Origin of the sequence: Bifidobacterium colobi, assembly GCF_018555455.1 — a bacterium.
Lineage (GTDB): Bacteria > Actinomycetota > Actinomycetes > Actinomycetales > Bifidobacteriaceae > Bifidobacterium > Bifidobacterium colobi.
On sequence record NZ_JAFEJU010000004.1, the window covers coordinates 81990 to 102006 of the forward strand.

Annotated in this window: 16 protein-coding genes; 9 read left to right on the forward strand and 7 right to left on the reverse strand. The window is 57.6% G+C overall.

Features of this window, described 5'->3' with window-relative positions; translation table 11 throughout:
- The first annotated feature begins 58 nt into the window (after positions 1-58).
- Positions 59-544: a D-aminoacyl-tRNA deacylase gene (gene dtd, locus JS530_RS06690; RefSeq protein ID WP_214376414.1), complete on the forward strand. Its 486-nt coding sequence runs from the start codon at positions 59-61 to the stop codon at positions 542-544.
- A 93-nt stretch (positions 545-637) separates the two neighbouring features.
- On the opposite strand, the gene JS530_RS06695 is transcribed toward dtd, so the two are convergent.
- Complete coding sequence (locus tag JS530_RS06695; RefSeq protein ID WP_214376415.1) at positions 638-2248, reverse strand: PolC-type DNA polymerase III domain-containing protein; 1611 nt, start codon at positions 2246-2248, stop codon at positions 638-640.
- A gap of 224 nt (positions 2249-2472) precedes the next feature.
- Between JS530_RS06695 and JS530_RS06700 the strand changes: the two genes are divergently transcribed.
- The 3 genes from JS530_RS06700 to JS530_RS06710 all read left to right on the forward strand — a co-directional run bounded on the left by JS530_RS06700 (position 2473) and on the right by JS530_RS06710 (position 6960).
- The gene (locus JS530_RS06700; protein WP_214376416.1) at positions 2473-3303 is read left to right on the forward strand and encodes a histidine phosphatase family protein; all 831 of its coding nucleotides are present in this window, start codon (positions 2473-2475) and stop codon (positions 3301-3303) included.
- A gap of 119 nt (positions 3304-3422) precedes the next feature.
- Positions 3423-4712, forward strand: coding sequence for a uracil-xanthine permease family protein (locus JS530_RS06705; RefSeq protein WP_214376417.1), 1290 nt, complete (start codon positions 3423-3425; stop codon positions 4710-4712).
- Between the two features lie 337 nt (positions 4713-5049).
- Positions 5050-6960 (forward strand): DEAD/DEAH box helicase, encoded by a 1911-nt coding sequence (locus JS530_RS06710; protein ID WP_214376418.1) that lies wholly within the window; start codon positions 5050-5052, stop codon positions 6958-6960.
- Between the two features lie 102 nt (positions 6961-7062).
- On the opposite strand, the gene JS530_RS06715 is transcribed toward JS530_RS06710, so the two are convergent.
- Entirely contained in the window at positions 7063-8355 is a 1293-nt protein-coding gene (locus JS530_RS06715) for an alpha-amylase family protein (protein ID WP_214376419.1), read from the reverse strand.
- A gap of 181 nt (positions 8356-8536) precedes the next feature.
- Between JS530_RS06715 and JS530_RS06720 the strand changes: the two genes are divergently transcribed.
- Complete coding sequence (locus JS530_RS06720) at positions 8537-9589, forward strand: inorganic phosphate transporter (protein ID WP_214376420.1); 1053 nt, start codon at positions 8537-8539, stop codon at positions 9587-9589.
- Between the two features lie 14 nt (positions 9590-9603).
- On the forward strand, positions 9604-10227 hold the full coding sequence (locus JS530_RS06725) for a DUF47 domain-containing protein (protein ID WP_214376421.1): 624 nt from the start codon (positions 9604-9606) through the stop codon (positions 10225-10227).
- Positions 10228-10230: 3 nt separating this feature from the next.
- On the opposite strand, the gene JS530_RS06730 is transcribed toward JS530_RS06725, so the two are convergent.
- Both JS530_RS06730 and JS530_RS06735 read right to left on the reverse strand, forming a co-directional pair.
- Positions 10231-10881: a response regulator transcription factor gene (locus tag JS530_RS06730; RefSeq protein WP_214376422.1), complete on the reverse strand. Its 651-nt coding sequence runs from the start codon at positions 10879-10881 to the stop codon at positions 10231-10233.
- Complete coding sequence (locus JS530_RS06735; protein ID WP_214376423.1) at positions 10878-12245, reverse strand: sensor histidine kinase; 1368 nt, start codon at positions 12243-12245, stop codon at positions 10878-10880. The genes JS530_RS06730 and JS530_RS06735 overlap by 4 nt, the downstream gene beginning before the upstream one ends.
- Before the next feature lie 182 nt (positions 12246-12427).
- Here JS530_RS06735 and JS530_RS06740 point away from each other — a divergent pair, with 182 nt between their 5' ends.
- Genes JS530_RS06740 through JS530_RS06750 form a run of 3 tightly spaced genes read left to right on the forward strand, consistent with a single transcriptional unit; the run spans position 12428 to position 16138 of the window.
- Positions 12428-13417: an ABC transporter ATP-binding protein gene (locus JS530_RS06740; protein WP_214376424.1), complete on the forward strand. Its 990-nt coding sequence runs from the start codon at positions 12428-12430 to the stop codon at positions 13415-13417.
- Between the two features lie 32 nt (positions 13418-13449).
- Entirely contained in the window at positions 13450-14709 is a 1260-nt protein-coding gene (locus JS530_RS06745; protein WP_214376425.1) for an ABC transporter permease, read from the forward strand.
- Positions 14696-16138: an ABC transporter permease gene (locus tag JS530_RS06750; RefSeq protein WP_214376426.1), complete on the forward strand. Its 1443-nt coding sequence runs from the start codon at positions 14696-14698 to the stop codon at positions 16136-16138. The genes JS530_RS06745 and JS530_RS06750 overlap by 14 nt, the downstream gene beginning before the upstream one ends.
- Positions 16139-16152: 14 nt before the next feature.
- Here the strand turns inward: JS530_RS06750 and JS530_RS06755 are convergent, their stop codons facing one another.
- From JS530_RS06755 to JS530_RS06765, 3 genes are all read right to left on the reverse strand, one after another.
- Entirely contained in the window at positions 16153-17634 is a 1482-nt protein-coding gene (locus tag JS530_RS06755) for an ATP-binding protein (RefSeq protein WP_214376427.1), read from the reverse strand.
- A 276-nt stretch (positions 17635-17910) separates the two neighbouring features.
- Positions 17911-19272 (reverse strand): nucleobase:cation symporter-2 family protein, encoded by a 1362-nt coding sequence (locus JS530_RS06760; RefSeq protein ID WP_214376428.1) that lies wholly within the window; start codon positions 19270-19272, stop codon positions 17911-17913.
- Positions 19273-19307: 35 nt separating this feature from the next.
- Positions 19308-19889: a xanthine phosphoribosyltransferase gene (locus JS530_RS06765; protein ID WP_214376429.1), complete on the reverse strand. Its 582-nt coding sequence runs from the start codon at positions 19887-19889 to the stop codon at positions 19308-19310.
- Between the last annotated feature and the right edge of the window lie 128 nt (positions 19890-20017).

Genomic DNA, 20017 nt, shown 5'->3' on the forward strand with positions numbered 1-20017 from the left:
CCGCGCTCGCCGGAAAGCCAGGTGCATCCTGTTTCCTGAAGATGGCATAATCGGGCGTATGCGTATTGTGATTCAGCGAGTAAGCCATGCCAGCGTTGACGTTGTCAACGAACTGGGAACCCTTGACCCCACATTCGAGCCGCAGCAGATTGGCCCCGGCTACATGATTCTGGTCGGTGTTTCCGATATGGATGGCGATGCCGAAGTGGCATGGCTTGCCCATAAGGTATTGAATCTGCGTGTTTTCGAAGACGAACAAGGCAAGATGAATCGTTCGATTCAGGATATCGGAGGTGAGATTCTCTCCATCTCACAGTTCACTCTGTACGCCGACGTGCACAAGGGCAATCGCCCAAGCTTCATCAAAGCTGGTAAGCCCGAGCACGCGGATATCACATGGATCAAATTCAATGAAGCGCTGCGTTCCGGGGGAGTGCCGGTCAGGGAAGGCCGTTTCGGTGCGCACATGCGCGTTGGCCTCGTTAACGACGGTCCGGTAACCATCATCGTCGATACCGAAACCGATATGCCACATAAAAACTAGCATTCAAAAAATGGCGCTAGCCTCTCTGATTGAGAAACTAGCGCCATCTACTATTTGCTTACTAGTTGTTGTGTGCTATTGCGCTATTGGCGTTCAGTCATAAATCGGCGTGCGGCGTTCGTGACGCACGAAATGACGCTTCTTGGTGATGCGTTTGCCGCCTACGCCGGGCTTGCCGTCAGGGCCCCAGGGGCCGCGAGCCTCAGCCTTGAGCTGCGTGAGATGATGCTTCATCGCCAGCAGCATGATATGCGTATCCTCTAGACCCAAATGGCGTTCATTGTCATCCTCACGAAGCGCGCCCTGACGCTTGGCATATGCGTCCAACGTATTGTCGCCATCCGGATGGCCTTCGCAAGGAATCGAACCCTCATCCCACAGGCGGCTCATCGGCAGTGTATCGATGATGGTCACATGGCCATTGCGGTATGCCTCGGCATAGCCAGCCACATTGAGCATGAAGAAGCTGTGTTCGAACGTGGCCATATGCGCCACGAACGGCTGCGAAGTCAGACGCTTCAACAAATCGGCCTGAGCTTCAGTATCCTCATCGAACAACGGATACTCATCGCCCACACGCTGGCTCACATCAATACCTGTCAACTGGATGATGAACGGGTTACCATGACGCGCCGCCTCAGGCGTCACGCCAAACGAGAAACGGTGCTGATCATACGCATCACCACCCTGATAGTAATCCTTATCGTAGGTGTAATCGGATGGAGCATCCGCCGGACGCGGCGACTTCATGTTCATGTATTCAAAGCCAACATCGATGATGTAGGTGCGGTACGGTTCGGTGCCATTGGTCTCCAGATCGATGCCCATCACCTTGTCCACATCGCGGCCAGGCAAGAACACGGCACGCCAATACTCCTTGGACTCAGCATTCTGGCGCGATGCCACATGTTCGGCGGCGGCATGACGGAACCGGGCGAACGTCGGCTCGGATACGGCGGTTTCATCCACCGCAATCTGTTGCGTATCCGGCACCGCAGGATTGTCATCGTTGATAACCGGCTGACCTTCGATTAAATAATCGGGAGAGCCGGCATCCGAACTGGAATCAGCCGGCGCGGATTCATCAGGGCCGGCCTCAACGGAACCATATTTGACCTCATCGGCATTGAACAATGCCATCTGACGATGATGCCGTTGTGCCTCGCGCGCAGCCCTATCGGCCTTGCGCTGTTCGGCGCGCGCGTTGATGATTTCCGCAGTGTGATCCTGAATATCATCGACCACAACACCATCGCGGGCTGCCGTCAGCACCGGCACCGTGACGCGCTGACGTTCCTCATCGGTAACGGTCCACAGTCCTTCCGCCACACCGCGATCGCGCAGCAGCACAATCTGATCATTCAAACGACGATTGGCATATGCCAGCGCGCGTGGCAGCTCATAGGTCTTGATATGACGGTCGAAATCACGCATGAACACCATGCTCATCTTCGCGATGATCGCCTCAAGACGGTCGCGAATCTGCAAATCAGCCTTCAGCAAGTCATGAACATTCGACTCAGCACCTGACTCGTAGTCAGCCGGCGTCGCTACGCCGATGCCGTGTTCGAGATCGAGCGAACGCACCCAATCCCAATCAATATCGTTGTTATCTGCATCCTTCAACATAATGTACGACCACTGGCCAATGCTCTCCTTAGCGGAGGTAAGCCATGAACGGTCAATTCTTGAGTTATTCCCCATAGTTTCCTATCGTAGTGCGTTCAGGTTTCGGCTTGAACGCATGAACCAATATTGCAGTTGAGCTATGGCTGAATTGATGGTGAATTCTTTGACCCAGCTTGGTGAGGAATCGCACGGTTCACCGGCGATTCGACTAGGCTGGTGGTCAATTCTGATTACCAGATCGTGTATTTACCTAAACGTTATGGATAGCACCATAACCACAGATAAAGGAATGACTCAATATGAGCATGCCGCTTGATTTGTATGTGATTCGGCATGGCGAATCCGAAGCGAATGTGATTGTACAAGCCGGTGAACAGGGTGACGAATCCTTGTATACGCAGGATAATGTCACGGTTCCCGACCGCTCGTGGAGGCTCACGGCCACAGGACGCAAGCAAGCTGACTGCATCGGCCGCTGGATTGTAAGCCAGCAGCAGCTGTTCGACCGATATCTGGTGTCCCCGTATGTGCGCACGCGCGAAACCGCCGCCACCATGGCGCTGCCGAAGGCCAAATGGGAGGAGAATCGCGTGATTCGCGAACGCTCCTGGGGTGAAATCAACACCATCACCAAAGATGAGTTCAAAACCAACTATGCGCGCAATTGGATGTTCAAGAACACCGATCCGCTGTATTGGCGTCCGCCGGCAGGCGAATCCATCGCCGACGTGGCTGAGGACCGCGTGCACAATGTGCTCACATCGCTGAGCCGCAAATCGGATGCCGAATCAGTGGTGATGGTCACCCACGGTGATTTCATGCTGGCCATGATGCTTACCATCGAGGATCTGTCCGATGAGGAATTCCTGCACCGTGCGGATGCCGACGAATGGCGAATCACAAACTGCACCTGCCTGCATTATTCCCGTCGCGACCCGGAAACCGGCCGCACATCCAAGCGAGTGCGGTGGGAACAGACCGCTCGTCCGGTACAGGATGAGGAAACCGGGCGTTGGGAGGTCAAAGTGGAGCCGTGGCGCGAATTCAAGCGCCCATATCTGTCCAACGGCGATTTGGTGGATGTGGTGCGCACCGTCGATCCGCATCTGCTGGAGTATTACGGTAAGTAAACGCAGTTAATACTTGCTGTCGAGAGTGCCATTTCGGGCTATCTCCATGCGATACAATGGCGAGCAGTGCGCGGCCGGAGGTATGGCCGCGCCCTCAGCCACAAGCGAGGAGAGAAGTAATGTCCAATCTATTCACATGGCAACTGCACGGCGACGGCAAGACGCTGCAGCCCGGTGAAGTCGTTGAACCCGATGAGCGCCTGACCTGGGTGCGTACTGCGGGTATCGGCGCACAGCATGTCATCGCTATGTTCGGCGCCACCTTCCTGGTGCCGATCCTGACGGGATTCGACCCGTCCACCACACTGTTCTTCACGGCAATGTCCACCGCACTGTTCCTGCTGATCAACAAGAACGTGCTGCCAAGCTACCTTGGCTCGTCCTTCGGCTTCATCGCCCCGATCACCGCGGTCACCACCGCGCATAAGGGCATCGCCGTAGCCAGCTTCGGCATCATGGTCACCGGTATCCTGCTCGCCTTGATCGGCGTACTCGTGCATTACGCCGGTGCCAAGTGGATCGATATCATCATGCCGCCGGTGGTCAACGGTGCCATTGTGGCCATCATCGGCTTCAACCTGGCTCCCTCGGTGTGGACGAACTTCCAGGCCGCGCCGGACACCGCCATCGTCACGCTGGTGGCAGTGCTGCTCGTAGCCGTACTGTTCAAGGGTTTGCTCGGCCGACTCAACATCCTGATCGGTGTGCTCATCGGCTACATCTACGCATGCTTCCGCGGTCAGGTTGATTTCTCCGCCATCGCTGATGCCGGCTGGATTGGCTTCCCGAAGTTCCACCTTCCGCAGGCCGACTTCTCGATTCTGCCGATGTTCATTCCGGTGGTGCTGGTGCTCGTGGCCGAAAACGTCGGCCATGTGAAGTCCGTGGCACAGATGACCGGTCGTGATTATGACAATCAGATTGGCACCGCGCTTATGGCCGATGGTTTGGGCACTACGCTCGCCGGCTTCGGCGGCGGCTCCGGAACCACCACCTACGGCGAGAACATCGGTGTGATGGCGGCCACCAAGGTCTACTCCACCGCAGCCTACTGGTGCGCAGCCGTATTCGCCCTGATTCTGTCGCTGTGCCCGAAGTTCGGTGCTGTGATCAACACGATCCCGGCCGGCGTGCTCGGCGGTGTGACCACGCTGCTGTATGGCATGATCGGCATGATCGGCGTGCGCATCTGGGTGGAGAACAAGGTCAACTTCGATAAGCCGTTGAACATCATGGTGGCTGCCATCACGATGATCATCGCCATCGGCCAGTTCGCCTTCACCATTGCCGGAACGTCCTTCAACGGCATCGCCATCGGCACCATCGTGATTCTGGTGGCCTACCACGGCCTCAAGGCCATCGGCAAAGCGACCGGCACCATCGACAAGGATGACCCGGACATCCTGTAATGCATGATGCGGGGGCAAGCCCACCGTGTGGTGAAATTCTCACCGTGTGGTATCCAAAATGGCGGAATTCCGCCAAACCTAAAAATGGCGATACCACACCGTGGATGGATTGCCACACGGTGGGCTTTTTTATGCCATGAGTAGACGCTCCATTACACGGTATTGCGTTGGATGCCCATAAAGTGCCCATAAAGTAGGGGGCTCGGGCTAGTCTCGGATAGTTTGCATATTTCACGCGATTATTATGCGTGCCTGATGATGAAAGGCCACTGTGCCCTATACAGCATTTGATGATACCGCTGATGACACTTTGAGCAGCGGGGAAGAAACCCGTCCGATGACTTTCGGAGAACTTGGCGTACCCGGACCGATTGTCCGTGAACTTGCCCGCGATGATAAGAAAACCGCTTTCCCCATCCAAGCCGATACGTTGCCCGATTCCCTCTCCGGCCGCGATATCCTCGGCCGCGGCCGTACTGGTTCCGGCAAAACCCTGGCGTTCTCCATTCCACTGGTCGCACGTCTTGGCGAATACGATTCGCTCGGTGAATTGGCGATGGAGGAATTCCGCCGCGAAATCAAACGCCGCAAGCAGGAGAAACTGGAGGAACGTCGCGCCGACGATTTCCTGCCGCATCCACGCGGATTGGTGTTGGCTCCGACCCGCGAGCTCGCCAATCAGATCAATGATGTGATTGCTCCATTGGCCCACGTATACGGCATTAGCACCACTACGGTGTATGGCGGTGTGAACCAGAACCGTCAGGTTCGTGACTTGCGTCAAGGCGCGGATATTGTGGTCGCATGCCCCGGCCGTCTCGAAGACCTGCTGCGACAGAAGCATCTGACGCTGTCCAGCGTGGAGGTCGTGGTTATCGACGAGGCCGATGAAATGGCCGACATGGGCTTCCTGCCGCCAGTCAAGCGACTGCTTGAACAGGTTCGTCCGGATGCCCAGCACATGCTGTTCTCCGCCACGCTCGATCATGGCGTGGACACGGTGGTGGAGGAGTTCCTTAAGGATCCGAAGGTACACAGCGTGGATGAGGCCAACGCTGAGCCTGATTTGATGACCCATCATGTGTTCGAAACCACGCGTGCGGATAAGCATGAACTGGTGCGCACGTTGGCTTCCGGCGCAGGCCAGCGCATCCTGTTCACGCGTACCAAGTTCCAAACCAAGAAACTGGCGAAGAACCTTACGCAGAATGGTATTCCGGCTGCCGAATTGCATGGCAATCTGAATCAGAACCAGCGAGACCGCAACCTTGCGGCGTTCGAATCCGGCGATGTGCATGTTATGGTGGCCACGGACGTGGCTGCCCGAGGCATCGACGTATCCGGTGTGGAACTGGTGGTGCAGGTCGAGCCTCCGGAAGACCCGAAGGCTTTCCTTCACCGTTCCGGTCGTACCGCTCGCGCCGGTCGCGCCGGCGATGTGGTCACCATCGTGCTGCCTGAACAGCGCCGACAGACCCGTCGTATGCTGCGTGAAGCTGGAATCACCGTCAAACCGGTTGAAGTAACCCACGAGTCCCCCGAGGTAATCGAACTGGTGGGGGAGCGCGCGCCTATCGTCAATGATTGGAACTTGGATAAGTCCCAGCCGGTGGGTGGCAAGCGTCGCGGTGGCAAACCGGAGACTCCGCGTCTGAGCAAGGAGGAGCGCGAGGCTCGCGCGCGTCAGCTTGAGCAGGAGCGCAACGCCCGTAAGAAGGATCGCCGTCGTCGCCGTGCTGCCGAACGGTTGGAAGCCGCCGAGCGAGCCAAGCTCGATATGGAGCGTCAGGCTCGTGATGAAAAGCCGAGCAAACCGCGCAAGCAGAATCGTGCTGAGCGTCGAGCTGGTTTAAGCGACCGTGAGGCCGAACGTCGCGACTACTTGTTCGAGCATCCCGAGGAGCGTAGACGTTCAGGCGGTAAGCGTCGTCAAGATCGTCGACAGGAAACCGGCAAACGCGGTGATTGGCGTAATGACACTCATCGTGGTGCGGATGCCCACAGCCGTCGTCATGATGATCATGCTGGTTTCAACGGTGGCAAGCGCATTCATCGTCGCAATGAGAACCGCATCATCGTGGACGAGCGCGGAGAGGCCGCAAAGCGTCACGAACGCCGCATGCAGGCAAAGTACGGTAATGGCAGTGCGGAAGGCTCGCAGCAGCGCCACACCAAGCATTTCGGTAAGCAGTCCAAAACCAGGCGTGCCCCGTTCCGCATGCAAGGCACCCGTTCAGGTCGCCGCTAATGTGCCTCTCTCCCTCAGTCGCACTGCGTGCGCCAGCTCCCTCATCAGAGGGAGCCGAATAGAGGTGCAGCCGACTGAGGGAGAGTCTGTCAAACAAACTGGCTAATACCGGTACAGCACGGTACCGTTGACGTCGGTAATCGTAAACGTGGGCGTTGCCTCAACGTTCAGCGCCACGGTCAATGCCTGACTGCCATCCGCGCTGACCGAACGGTACATGAATCGCTTGTTTTCCAGTTCGAGTGCTTCGGTGCGCGCGTCCAACAGCCAAGCATTGCGTCGGCGCAAAGCGATCAGCGCCTGATGCAATCGATACGTGGGCTCACCGAGCTTGGAAAGCTCGGTAGGGGAGAGCGGGAACTTAGGACGAACATCATCGTCGCCGCCGAAGCGCTCCTGCTTGATGCCCACATAACCCTGCTCGTCGCCGTAATAGATGCTCGGCACGCCGCCAACGGTCATCAGCACAGCCAAGGCCAGTGCGGCCTTAGCTGGTCCGATCTGCGAGGCGATGCGCGTCACATCATGATTGCCGATAAACGTCTGAGGAACAAACGAATCCAGGAACGCATTATGGCGCTTGAGATTCCAATCCAGCTCGAAGAAATTCTCGGTTTCCAACGCATGCTGAATCGACTTCCACAGTTCATATTGCGTGACCGAATCCAAACTCGCATCCGCAACGATCTGCGGATAATCACCATGAATCACCTCGCCGAACACCCAGGAATACGGGTGTGCAGCCTTAACCTGCGGCAACACCTTGGCCCAGAACGAGGTCGGTACGGCGTATGCGGCATCCAAACGCCAGCCTGCGGCGCCACGGTCCAGCCAATGGTTCATCACGCGGGCCACATATTCCACGGTTTCCGGCGCATCATGATCGAGGTCGACCAGATCGCCATGCCCCTCGAACACGTCGAGCTGCGGTTGCCCATCCTGTCCCATATGGGCGCGTACCAAACCATGCCAAGGATTATCCGGCGTACCGTTACCGGCGACTTCGTCCAGTGCGGCCTGCACTGCCGGATGTTGCCGGCTCACATGATTGAATACGCCATCGAGAATAAGCTGCAAGCCCATATTCCGACACGCTTCGGCCAGTCGGTCGAACGACTCATCCCCACCAAGGCGCACGTCAATATGCGTATGATCCAGTGTGTCATAGCCGTGCGTGGCCGATTCGAAGACCGGTCCCAACAGTAGACCGGATGCACCAAGATCACGGGCATACTCCAGCCAGTCGATCATCGAATCAAGGCCACGGCCGTTGAAGGTGCGAGGGCCGTGCGGGCGAATATCCGCACCACAGAATCCCAATGGGTACACCTGCCAGAACACGCCGTAGCGCACCCAATCCGGCAGATCGCGGCTTGAATCAGTGGTCACAACCATCACACACCTCCTGTTGACACTGCGTCTATTTTCTCATATCGGGTCACGCAACACGGTGCGACACGGAATCGAGCGCGTTTTGCTAGGGCGACGCCACCAATGCAAGCTACGTAGTCACCAATCGGTTACAATCGGTGTGACGACTTTCCGCCGCCCCCGAAGAAGAAGGTGAAGATTAGCCGTGGACGTATCCTTGGCCTATTTCATCCAGCAGGTATTCTCCAATCCGGCCTTGGCTGTAACAACGTTGTTGACGCTCGGAGTCATCTTCGTCAATGGTTGGACCGATGCGCCCAACGCCATCGCCACATGCGTCACCACCCGCTGCATGCGTGTACGCTCTGCGGTCATCATGGCTGCCGTCTTCAACTTCCTCGGTGTGTTCCTGATGACGCAATTCAACGCATCCGTGGCTTCCACCATCTCCAACATGGTCGATTTCGGAGGGAACACGCATGCGGCGCTGATCGCCCTATGCGCGGCGCTTTTCTCCATCGTGGTCTACAGCGTGGGTGCATCGATGCTGGGCATCCCCACGTCCGAAAGCCATAGCCTGATCGCCGGCCTGACCGGTGCTGCCATCGCCATCCAGGGTGGTATCGCCGGCGTCAACATGGGCGAATGGGTCAAAGTGCTGTATGGTTTGGTGGCGAGCCTCGTCATCGGTTTCGGCATGGGCTGGGTGGTGTGCAAGATCGTGACCCTGATCTGCGCAGGCTTCGACCGCCGCCGTACGAATGGGGTCTTCACCTACGCGCAGATCGTTGGCGCGGCCGCCAACAGCTTCATGCACGGTGCACAGGATGGTCAGAAATTCATCGGTGTTTTGTTCCTTGGCATGGCTTTCTGCAATGGTCAGTCCACTGTGGTCGGCGTGGTGATTCCGGTATGGCTGATGATTCTGTGCAGCACCATCATGGGTGTGGGCACTTCGGTCGGCGGTGAGAAGATCATCAAGTCCGTGGGCATGGACATGGTCAAACTGGAGAAATACCAAGGCTTCTCCGCTGATCTTTCCAGTGCCCTATGTCTGCTGGTGATGACCGTGCTCGGCATCCCGGTCTCCACCACGCACACCAAAACCAGCGCCATCATGGGTGTGGGCGCGGTCCGTCGCCTTTCCGCCATCAACTTCGGCGTGGTACGCGACATGATGCTCACATGGGTGTTCACCTTCCCCGGTTGCGGCATCATCAGCTTCGCCATGGCCAAACTCTTCATGTTCGTGTTCTAGAAAGGAACCCAGCAATGGCAAGAAAAAACGATTCCTTTTACTTCGACGGATTCCGCGAAAGCGCCGCATACGCGTGTCAGGCGGCTCACCTGCTGAGCGAAGTGATGCATGACTTCGACCCTGAACGGTTGAAGGACAGCATGGAGCAGATGCATCGCATCGAACAGTCGGCCGACAAGGTACGCCACCGTTTGATGGACGAGTTGGTGACCGCGTTCATCACCCCGTTCGACCGTGAAGATATCGGTCAGCTGAGCTACGTGCTCGATGATGTGATCGATAGCATCGAAGGCGTGCTCGATCGCATGTACTACGACAATGTGACGGTGATGCGTCCGGAGGCGCTGCAACTGACCGAAATGGTGGTGCACGGCTGCGAACAGATCGAAGCCCTGGTCGGTGAACTGCCGCAGTTCAAGCGTTCGAAGACGCTGCGCGAGCGCGTGTTCGCCATCAACACCATCGAAACCGATGCCGATCACGTGTTCATCGAGGCCATGCGCACCCTGCACACCACCTGCACCGATCCGCTGCAGGTTTTCGCATGGCATGACGTGTTCCGTCATCTCGAACAGTGCGCCGACGACTGCGAATCCGTGGCCAACGTGGTCGACAGTATCGTCATGAAAAACAGCTGATTGCTACCGGTGCTCACGAATCCACTCAATCGCCAGCTGAGTGCGATTCGTGAGCCCTAACTTATCCAAAGCGGCACTGATGCGATTGCGCACGGTACCCTCGCTTAAGCACAGTCGCGCAGCGATATCGCGATTATCCAAACCTTCGGCCACCAGTGCCGCGATTTCCTGCTCTCTCTCGTTGAGCAGACTTGCGATGGGCTTGCCTGATTCATTTGCGGCCTCGTCGGATTCGGCTACTTGACTGCCAGTCAATTTGCCCAACACTTCCGCGCCGAGCACCACCTGTCCGGCCATCACCGCTTGCAATGCTGGGCCCACAGCAGCCACATCCTGCTTGATGAGATAGCCTTTGGCGCCAAGCGCCATCGCCTGCGCAATATACGACTGGTCGGCGAATGTAGTGAGAAACAGGATACGGGCGGCAGGATCCTTCTGCAGTATTTCGTGAGCAGCCTGAAGCCCGTCCTTACCAGGCATCTGCACGTCGATGAGTAGCACATCCGGATGATTCGAAGGCCCCGAAAAATAACGCGTGACCGCCATATCGCCATCATTCGCCGTCCACAGCACATCTGCAGTATTCGTGGCGGAAAGAATCGTCGCCAACGACTGGCAGACAATGGGATCATCATCCACAATTGCGATTCTCATCGTTTCCCTGTCTCCTTCATCCACGGTTGCTTGGGAATGGAAACGAACACCCTCCAACCATGATTGTACGGTCCGCAGGTCGATGTGCCGCCGATGGCGCGCACACGAGAATCGATGTCGGCCAATCCCATACCGCGCTGCAGCTCATGGTTGGCTTTATTTGCCGGTTTGCCATGGGTCGATAAGTTGTTCACCGGCCCGTCATCCTGAACCACCAATTGCCAGAACGCCGGAAAATCACGCAACGTCACATTGGCGCTCGTCGCTTCACTATGGCGCACCACATTGGTCAACGACTCGCGAATCACCGTTGCCAAGCATCGGGAGACCGGTGCGGGCGCAGCGGCAATGTCATTGACGAGACGTACTGAGAAACCGGGGGAGATGCCATCGAACGACGCAACCGCATCGTGTATTTGCGCAGCGAAATCGGTACCATCATCCTCCAAATCATGCACAGATCTGCGCACCATCGTCATTGCACTGTTCAACGTGTCACCCAGTGCGGCAAAGCCATGGGCCGCAGTCGTATCATTGGTGGCATCAGCCACCGTTTTGCCGGCTTGTGCCTGCATGATCGCACGGGTCAGCAGATGACCGACATTGTCGTGGATTTCTCGAGCGATGCGTGTGCGTTCGCCGAGGGTGGCCATGCGAATCGACTGTGCACGCTCTTCATCCACATCGGCGAGCCTCAGTTGGTGGACTCGGGCGGACTGCCTTGTCTGATCCTGCATCACGCGCAGCCCATGGCGTAAAGCGGACTCCTTGTTCGCCCGGGAACCCAAGGCAAAGCTCACCGCGCAGATTCCCATGATGACTGCACAGTCGCGAATAGTGAACAGTGTGGTCCACGCAATGTCTGCAATGAGGCAAACCTTGCCGAACGCCACGGTTATCGGCATCAGCCACAGCCATCGCGCTACCGCATTGCCGAGCAGCAGTATGCGTTGCCACGATGGTTCAGCAGATGGTTCAACAGTAGGTGATGCCGCAGAAGACGGCGCAATGCCATGAGCTGGGGTTGAAGGGCTCTGCAGTGCGCGCAGGGTTCGAATAGTGGCGGGCAATGGCTGGGTGGTCCTTGCGGCGTCATACGCCATGACTGGCAGGAACATAATCCACGAGGGTGCCAGTAGCGTAGCGATGGCATAGCAACAGGCCGGCAGCCAAGACCAGGTCCGTCTGCCCAACCATGTCGCCAGTCCTGTGGCGGATACCGCAATCAACAGACCTGCGATCAACTCCACATAATGTTGCGATGCATACGCGTATGACGGACCGGAATCGGCAGCAATGGACGATGTGAGCATCAGAGCCATGCTGAACATCAGCAGCAGCCCCTTCTCTATCATCGTCCACATGGCATCCTCCCGCCGTTCGCAATGGACTTCCCAGATTCCAAGCCTACTCGAGTAAGAGTGCTTTGTCGTTGATCCGATGCACATGACAAATGTCACGACATCTGGCGGCACTCGTGACGAATGTGGCTGGTTCTATGCGCTCGCGCTTGGGATGATGGAATCATCCAAGGAAGGGAGTGATTATGGCAAGCGAAACCAACACCAACGCTCAGCCCATCCAAGCCGCTCAAGCAACTGTCCCGGCCGTACATGTGAGCCAGCTCGTCAAACGGTATGGCGACATGGTGGCACTCGACTACTTCGACCTCGATGTGAAGCAAGGTGAGATCTTCGGTCTGCTGGGTCCCAATGGTTCCGGCAAGACCACGGCCATCAACTGCATTCTGGCGTTGCTCACCTACGATAAAGGCACAGTTCGCGTATTCGGCGAGCCGATGACCCCTACCAGTTATGCGTTGAAGCGCCGTATCGGCATCGTGCCACAGAACGTGGCCGTATTCAACGAGCTGACTGTGACCGAGAACATCGACTACTTCTGCTCGCTATATGTGCCGAAGAAAGCCGACCGCGCACCCTTGGTCGAGGAAGCCATCGAATTTGCCGGATTGCAGGACTTCCGCAAATTCCGTCCCGGCAAACTCTCCGGTGGCCTGCTGCGCAGACTCAATATCGCCTGCGGTATTGCGCATAAGCCCGACCTGATCTTCTTCGACGAGCCCACCGTCGCCGTCGACCCGCAAAGCCGCAACGCGATACTCGAAGGCATCCAGAAGCTCAACAAAGCCGGCGCCACCGTGATCTACACCAGCCACTACATGGAGGAAGTCGAACAGATCTGCGACCGCATTCTCATCATGGATCATGGTCGTCACCTTGCGCTCGGCACCGCCGACGAACTCAAAGCCATGATCGACACAGGCGAGCGCATCACCATCGAAACGCTCGACCTGACCGATGAGACACTTGCCGCCGTACGCGCGCTCGCATTCGTCATCGAAGCTTCCTATGACGGGCGCGAACTGGAGGTGCGTTGCCGTCGCGGTGAGCACAACCTCGTTGACCTCATCGGCGTGCTACGCACTTCAGGCGCGAACATTGGACACCTGACCAGCCGGCCGCCAAGCCTCAACGACGTGTTCCTAGAACTCACCGGCAAGGCGTTACGCGACTAAGGATCCTCCCAATCCAAGGAAAGGAGAACGCCATGTGGAGCACTTTCATAGTCACGCTGAAGGCGAACCTCAGAGATAAAAGCTCGTTGTTCTGGCTCATCGTGTTCCCAATCGCTCTGGCGACCATGTTCAATGGCGTGTTCGGCAACCTGGACCAAGCCATGAGCATCACCCCGGTATCCGTGGCCGTGGTCGAAGACACGAATTGGACGAACGCGATCGGTGCAGACACGCTTATCACGGCATTGTCCGGCAAGAGCAGTGATACGAGCAAGACTCACGATGACAATGGTACGAATGCCGTGAATATCGATCCCGGCGTAACCCTGCTGAACGCCACCAAGGTCGACTCGACGCTACAGGCGCGCGAACTAGTATCCCAAGGCAAAACCGACGGTTACCTCAAAGCTGACGACGATGGTCGCATCGAGCTCACGCTCAGCGACGATACCGTGACCGTGGCCAACAACGGCACGCAGGAAGCGGGACTCGACGTCTCCCTCTCGGCGCTTGACAACGTGCTCGACCAGTACAACCGCACCAGTGCCACAGTGAAATCCGTGCTTGAAGACAATCCGACTGCCCCAATCACTCGCACATTCTGGAACGGCATCAACGCATCCATGAATGCCACCAAGGAAGTCACGCTCACCAACTTCAAACCCAGCGTGATGGCGAGATACTATTACGCGCTCATGGGCATGGCATGCCTGGTCGCCATGTCGTACATGATCCATACCGTCACCACCGCGCAGGCGAACCTCTCCGCGCTCGGCATCCGCCGCACCGTCGCGCCGCTCGGGCGAGCCAAGCAGCTCGTGGCAGGATTCCTTGCAGGATGGCTGTGCTCCTGCGTCTGCCTGCTCGTAGCGCTCGCCTACATCCGCTACGGTTGCGGCATCGAAGTCGGTGGACGCGAACCGGCAGCTGTGATCGCCGTGGTCGTCGCCTCATTCATGACCTGCGCGTTCGGCACGATGATCGGCGCAATCCCCAAGCTCACGACTGGCGTCAAACAGGGCATGGCCACCGCCATCGCCTGCTCGCTATCCCTGTTCAGCGGACTGTATGGCGGATTCGCCATGGAACTGAGCGACCTGATCTCACGCAAGGCGCCACTGCTCGCCGCCATCAACCCCGCCCAACAGGTGACCGACCTGTTCTACTCACTCATGTACTACGACAGCTACCAGCCGTTCATCCGCACCTGCGCCATCCTACTTGCGATGAGTACGGTGTTCCTCGCGGCCGGCGTGATTATGCTCAGGAGGCAACGCTATGAACACCTGTAAAGCCACCGTGCGCGTACTGCTCGCACACCGCACGTACATCATCATCTATTTGGTGCTCATGGGTATCATGATGTTCACGCTCAGCTGGTCACAGATTAGTGCAGCCACCCGTACGGTGGCCGACACCTACGAGCCGGAGAAGGTCAACGTCGCCGTCATCGACCGGGATACGAACCGAGGCGGTATCGCTGAGGGACTGCGTGACTATCTGTCCGATTCCGCCACGTTGGTCGAACTGAATGACGATGCCGAATCGTTGCAGCAGGCCGTCGCTTCGAACTGGACCGATCTTATCGTCATCATCCCACGCGGTTACGCCGCCGACTTCCTCAAGGCCGCGCAATCCGGCGCTGACATGCCGAAGGTCGAAACGGTCACCAGCTACACGTCCGGCGCCGGCACCATCGGCGGTATGAACGTGAACGGGTTCCTTACCCTGACTCGTATCGCATTAATCGGCGGGAATGTGAAGATCGACGACAGTGCGCTTGCCGCATGGTATGCACAGTATGCAAGCAGCTCTGCCGTCTCCGGGCAGAATGGCGATTGGTCGCAGGTCATGGACGGCTCATCCACGTTCGACCTTAACTCGCTGCCAGAGGGAACGTTGTCCGATCTGACGACGAGAGACGTACAGTCCGCCGCCAAGCGAGCCGCACGTACGGCACACGATGCGAAAGTCAACCGTCCAGTTGCCGTGGAGAACGTCACAACACAGAACGACCGGGAGACAACTACGACGAACTCCGGCGCCTCCGGATTCGGCGACACGATGAAGACGGCGATCTATCCGTTGTTCCTGACGCTCAGCGTATGCGTGAGCCTGGTGGCCCGCGTGTTCGGCGCGGGGGAGCTGCGTCGCAGGCTTATGGCCTCTCCCTCCACGGCTTCGATTGGACTCAAACGCATGGGAGTCCTGTGCGGTTTCGCGCTGCTGATCTGCGTGGGCTATCTGGCCGTTGCGCTTGGATTGATCGCAGCGGCAGGCGTGGATATCGCATCGATACCGGTGAGTGGTGTCGTAATGACCTTTGTCTCGATCTGCATGTTCGCTCTCATGTGCACGGCTTGTGGATTCATGCTTGGTGAATTCGGCGCTTCAGACATGGTGGCCAACGGTTTCGCCAACGTGTTCGGCCTGCTCATCCTGTTCACCTCGGGTATCGCATTCCCGATGAGCATGATGCCGGACATGATGGTCACCATTGCACGGTTCACGCCCGGCTGGTGGTACTGCACGGCAATTGACAACGCGCTCGGTTTCGGCTCCGCCACATCCGGCGTGGACGTTGGGGACTGGGCTGTGGCCACAGTCATCGTGATGCTGTTCTCCCTCGCATTCGTCTGCGTGGGACTCGCCGCCGGGAAATACCGCCGCTCCCGGCCGAATGCAGTCGCCTCGACCGTCACTCAGCTCGCCGAAGCATAGGTGGAGTACAGCTCTTACATTCCCTTCAACCTATATCGCTGGGTCGGATCGTCTTGGAATTTCACCTTGGCGACCCGACCTTCGCATATCAGCTCACGCATGCCGGAGGTAGCGGCTAGAGGAGTCAATTGCAGTTCGCGGATAATTTCCTTGATGCTCATCGCCGAATGGCGCTCCAGCACGGTCAGAATCGCTTTGGAAACATCACTCGGCGTACTGTTCTTCGCCGTGCGCTGCTTGGTGATGGTCATCGTGAACGTATTGATATCGTTCTGTGTGGTTGCCGGCTCTATGCCGGCTTCGCGCAGCGCGGCAGCGATACGTTGCAAGCCATCGCCGCCTTCCGGATTCACGAATCCGCCATCCGGATAAGGAGTGGACTCCAACAGGGTGAACAGGAACTGGTTGCGGGTGGAAACGAATGGGACCCCGGTCACTGGATTCGGATTCGCCAGTACGTCATGGGTTACCGTGCCGTACAGGCCGCCGGGATTCGTGATTTCAATACGGTTGGTGAATACGCTGATGCGAACCTGCGTGCCGCGCGCATCGGGGGAGTAGTCGCGGTGGGTGAGTGCGTTCGCAATGGCCTCGCGCAGTACTACAGGTGGATAGTCGAGTTTCTTGGCTCCCACCCATTGCATTAAGGATTCCACGGCGTCATTGATCATCACCGGAATCGGCCCCACGATGGTTTTTGTGGCTACCAGGCGTTCGTCGCCGCGGAACACCTCATCCCGGTTCGTACCGGGGAACACGGCGATGGCGATGGACAGTCGTGGGTAATACTTCTGCGGGTACCGGCCCAATGCCAGCAATCCGGCAAGTGTGGGTCGCAGCACGCCGCCCACTTCGCTGTCGTCGGAATCATCATGGCGCAGCACTTGCAAGTCGAGCAGCGTATGCGTGGCATCGCGGTCGGCGAACACATGCGGATGCTGTTCGCGGGCGCGAGCCAACAACCCTGCAATCAGTGCCGGATCGAGATCATCGGTGGTGGCATGCGGCACAATATCCAAGTCATAGGTGGGCTGCAGATGCTCTTCAATGAGCCTGTCCACCTCATAGGCGGTCATTCGTCGGTCGCCGTCGCCGGTGCGGATGAATGAGCCGCTGTGCGGGCCAAGCGCAGTGGTGAAACAGGGCTTGTCACGTGGCAGCATTTCATCGACTCTGGCGAATACCAGATTCGAACCTTCGAACGGGCAGGTCACAATCACCGGGCGGACTACAGGAGTCATCTTCTCGCAGGCTTGACTTAATGCCTCTTGCATGGCACGCGCATTGAAATCCTCAACTGGCGTAAAACCGGCTTTTTCGGAAAGCCCGAGAATAATCCAGCCGCCAGAGCCATTGGAGAATGCGGACAGCGTATCGGTGATAGTGGAGGAGATGCGACGTTTGCATTCCTTGACTTCGCACTGCTGTGTGTCATTGCCGATCATGCGCATCAGCTCGATGAGCTCAGTCATTTTTGCGGTGTAGTCGTCAACCATGGGAGCGCCTCCTTGCCACTATTGTGCCGCATAAGTATGTGCTACGGCGTGCTGTGGGCAAGCATAGGTTGCCAATTCATGGAAAATTCACTCGTCGGGCATACTCGACTATTCCCGGCAGACAGCCCAAGCTTGACAGGAGAATAAGAAAAGTCCTCTTAGCCAATATCAGCTAAGAGGACTCCGAAGTAGCGGTATGTGCTTACTCTTCCTTCGTGGCAGGGGCGCTCAGCCTGTGCTTATGCTTCCTTCGTGGATGGCGCGCTCAGGCTGTGCTTATTCTTCCTTCGCGGCGGGCGCGCTCAGGAAGTGCTCCTCACTGGGCAGAACGGCGTTGAGGATTACGGCGACCACGAAGGCCACGGCGATGCAGTTGGAGGCGAAGATCTGCTGGAACAGGGAGGGGAAGTTCACGAAGATATCGCTCACCTGGGTGAAGCCGATGCCAATGGTCAGCGACAGCGCGGCAATGGTGATGTTACGCTGCGAGAAGCCGGCCTCAGCAATCATCTGGAAGCCGGAGAGAATGATGTTGCCGAACATCATGATCGTGCAGCCACCGAGCACCGCCTGAGGCAAGGAGTTGAATACTTCGGCGATAGCCGGTACGAAGCTGGCAAGAATCAGAATCAGGCCGCCGGAGAGAATCACCTTACGGTTGACCACCTTGGTCATGGCCACGAGACCAATGTTCTGAGCGAAGGAGGTCAGCGGCAGGCAGCCGAACAGGCCAGACACCGAGGAGATCAGACCATCGCCAGCGATGGCGCCAGCGGTTTCACGCTCAGTAGGCGTACGGTTCAGACCCACCTTGGTCAGGGCGGCGGTGTCGCCCAACACCTCAACCGAAGAGACCACATAGAGCAGTCCGATGGAGATGATGGCGCCCCAGTCGAACTCGGGCTTGAATGGCATCAGCTGCGGTACGGAAACGATGGCGAGATCTTGGAAACCGGAGAAATCAACCTTACCCATGCAGATGGCCACCACATAGCCCACGACCAGGCCGAACAGCACGGACAGCTGCTTGGCGGTGCCCTTCATCAGCAGTTGGAAGGCAAGGCAGGCCACCAAGGAGATCAGGCCCAGCGTTAGGTTCTGCCAGGAACCGAAGTCCTTGGCCCCTGAGCCTCCGCCGAACGAGGTCGCACCCACGTTGAGCAACGAGAAACCGATGGAAGTCACCACGATGGCGGAGACGATGGGCGGCACGAATCGGCGCCAGTACTTGGCGGTCAGACCAAGCACCAGCTCCAACAGGCCGCCGACCAACACGGCACCGACCACCGCGCCATAGCCCTTATCCGCGCAAATGGCCACGGCAGCGGCCACGTAGGTGAAGGAAATACCGGTGACCATCGGGAGCCTAGAGCCGATGCGCCATGCGCCGTACAGTTGCAGACAAGTGCCGAGACCTGCCACCAACAGGCCTGCCTGAATCACGGCGGCTGACTGTGCCGGCGTCATCTTGGCAGCGGACGCCACAATGAAAATCGGGGCCAGATTCGCCACAAACATGGCCATGACATGCTGCAGACCGAACGGAATACCCTTCCAGAAGGAAACGGGTGCGTCCAGCGAGCTCAATGCCTCAAACGAAACAGCGGATGCCTTGGAAGATTGCTTCTCGTCGCTCATACTTTTTGTTCTCTCTCACTTTCTCCAGCGGATGCTCAGTGACGGAATTCGATCTTGCCGGTTTCCGGATCCATGGATTCCACGATGGCCAGGGAATCCACGTCGTAGCCGTCCGCACGCAGTTGATCGCCGCCTCCTTGGAAACCTTTCTCCACGGCGATGCCAATGCCTTCGACCGTGGCGCCCGCCTCTTCGCACAGTTCGATCAGACCGCGCAGTGCTTTGCCATTGGCGAGGAAGTCATCGATGAGCAGCACGTGATCGCCCGGGTTCAGATACTTCTTGGAGACGATGACCGGGAATTCCTTCTGCTTGGTGAAGGAATACACGGTAGTGGTGTACTGATCACCGTCCAGATTGATGGATTGGGCTTTCTTGGCGAACACCACGGGCACATCGCCGAAATGACGGGCCGCACAGCAGGCGATGCCAATGCCGGAAGCCTCGATGGTCAGGATCTTGGTAATGGTCTTGCCTGCAAAGTGCTCGGCCCAAGCCGCACCCATGTGGTCGAACAGGCGCACATCGCACTGGTGGTTCAGGAATGCGTCCACCTTCAGCACATCGCCTGCCTTGACGGTGCCTTCGGCCTGGATTCGTTCCTCAAGTTCCTGCACTGGAATACCTCCTTGTTGACATCACAATGACATAGCCATCGGCATAGCTATCCGATATGGCAAACCAGCTTACGCTGACCGGCGCATATGGTAGATATGAATGTCGCGCGAAGAAGGAACAGGATTGT

What these genes read in the sequence shown, in the direction of transcription:
- JS530_RS06730 (WP_214376422.1), bottom strand. Translation starts at nt 10,881, where the DNA reads ATGAGAATCGCAATTGTGGATGATGATCCCATTGTCTGCCAGTCGTTG.
- JS530_RS06760 (WP_214376428.1), bottom strand. Translation starts at nt 19,272, where the DNA reads ATGAGCGACGAGAAGCAATCTTCCAAGGCATCCGCTGTTTCGTTTGAG.
- JS530_RS06700 (WP_214376416.1), top strand. Translation starts at nt 2,473, where the DNA reads ATGAGCATGCCGCTTGATTTGTATGTGATTCGGCATGGCGAATCCGAA.
- JS530_RS06695 (WP_214376415.1), bottom strand. Translation starts at nt 2,248, where the DNA reads ATGGGGAATAACTCAAGAATTGACCGTTCATGGCTTACCTCCGCTAAG.
- JS530_RS06755 (WP_214376427.1), bottom strand. Translation starts at nt 17,634, where the DNA reads ATGGTTGACGACTACACCGCAAAAATGACTGAGCTCATCGAGCTGATG.
- JS530_RS06705 (WP_214376417.1), top strand. Translation starts at nt 3,423, where the DNA reads ATGTCCAATCTATTCACATGGCAACTGCACGGCGACGGCAAGACGCTG.
- JS530_RS06740 (WP_214376424.1), top strand. Translation starts at nt 12,428, where the DNA reads ATGGCAAGCGAAACCAACACCAACGCTCAGCCCATCCAAGCCGCTCAA.
- dtd (WP_214376414.1), top strand. Translation starts at nt 59, where the DNA reads ATGCGTATTGTGATTCAGCGAGTAAGCCATGCCAGCGTTGACGTTGTC.
- JS530_RS06725 (WP_214376421.1), top strand. Translation starts at nt 9,604, where the DNA reads ATGGCAAGAAAAAACGATTCCTTTTACTTCGACGGATTCCGCGAAAGC.
- JS530_RS06735 (WP_214376423.1), bottom strand. Translation starts at nt 12,245, where the DNA reads ATGTGGACGATGATAGAGAAGGGGCTGCTGCTGATGTTCAGCATGGCT.
- JS530_RS06715 (WP_214376419.1), bottom strand. Translation starts at nt 8,355, where the DNA reads ATGGTTGTGACCACTGATTCAAGCCGCGATCTGCCGGATTGGGTGCGC.
- JS530_RS06710 (WP_214376418.1), top strand. Translation starts at nt 5,050, where the DNA reads ATGACTTTCGGAGAACTTGGCGTACCCGGACCGATTGTCCGTGAACTT.
- JS530_RS06750 (WP_214376426.1), top strand. Translation starts at nt 14,696, where the DNA reads ATGAACACCTGTAAAGCCACCGTGCGCGTACTGCTCGCACACCGCACG.
- JS530_RS06745 (WP_214376425.1), top strand. Translation starts at nt 13,450, where the DNA reads ATGTGGAGCACTTTCATAGTCACGCTGAAGGCGAACCTCAGAGATAAA.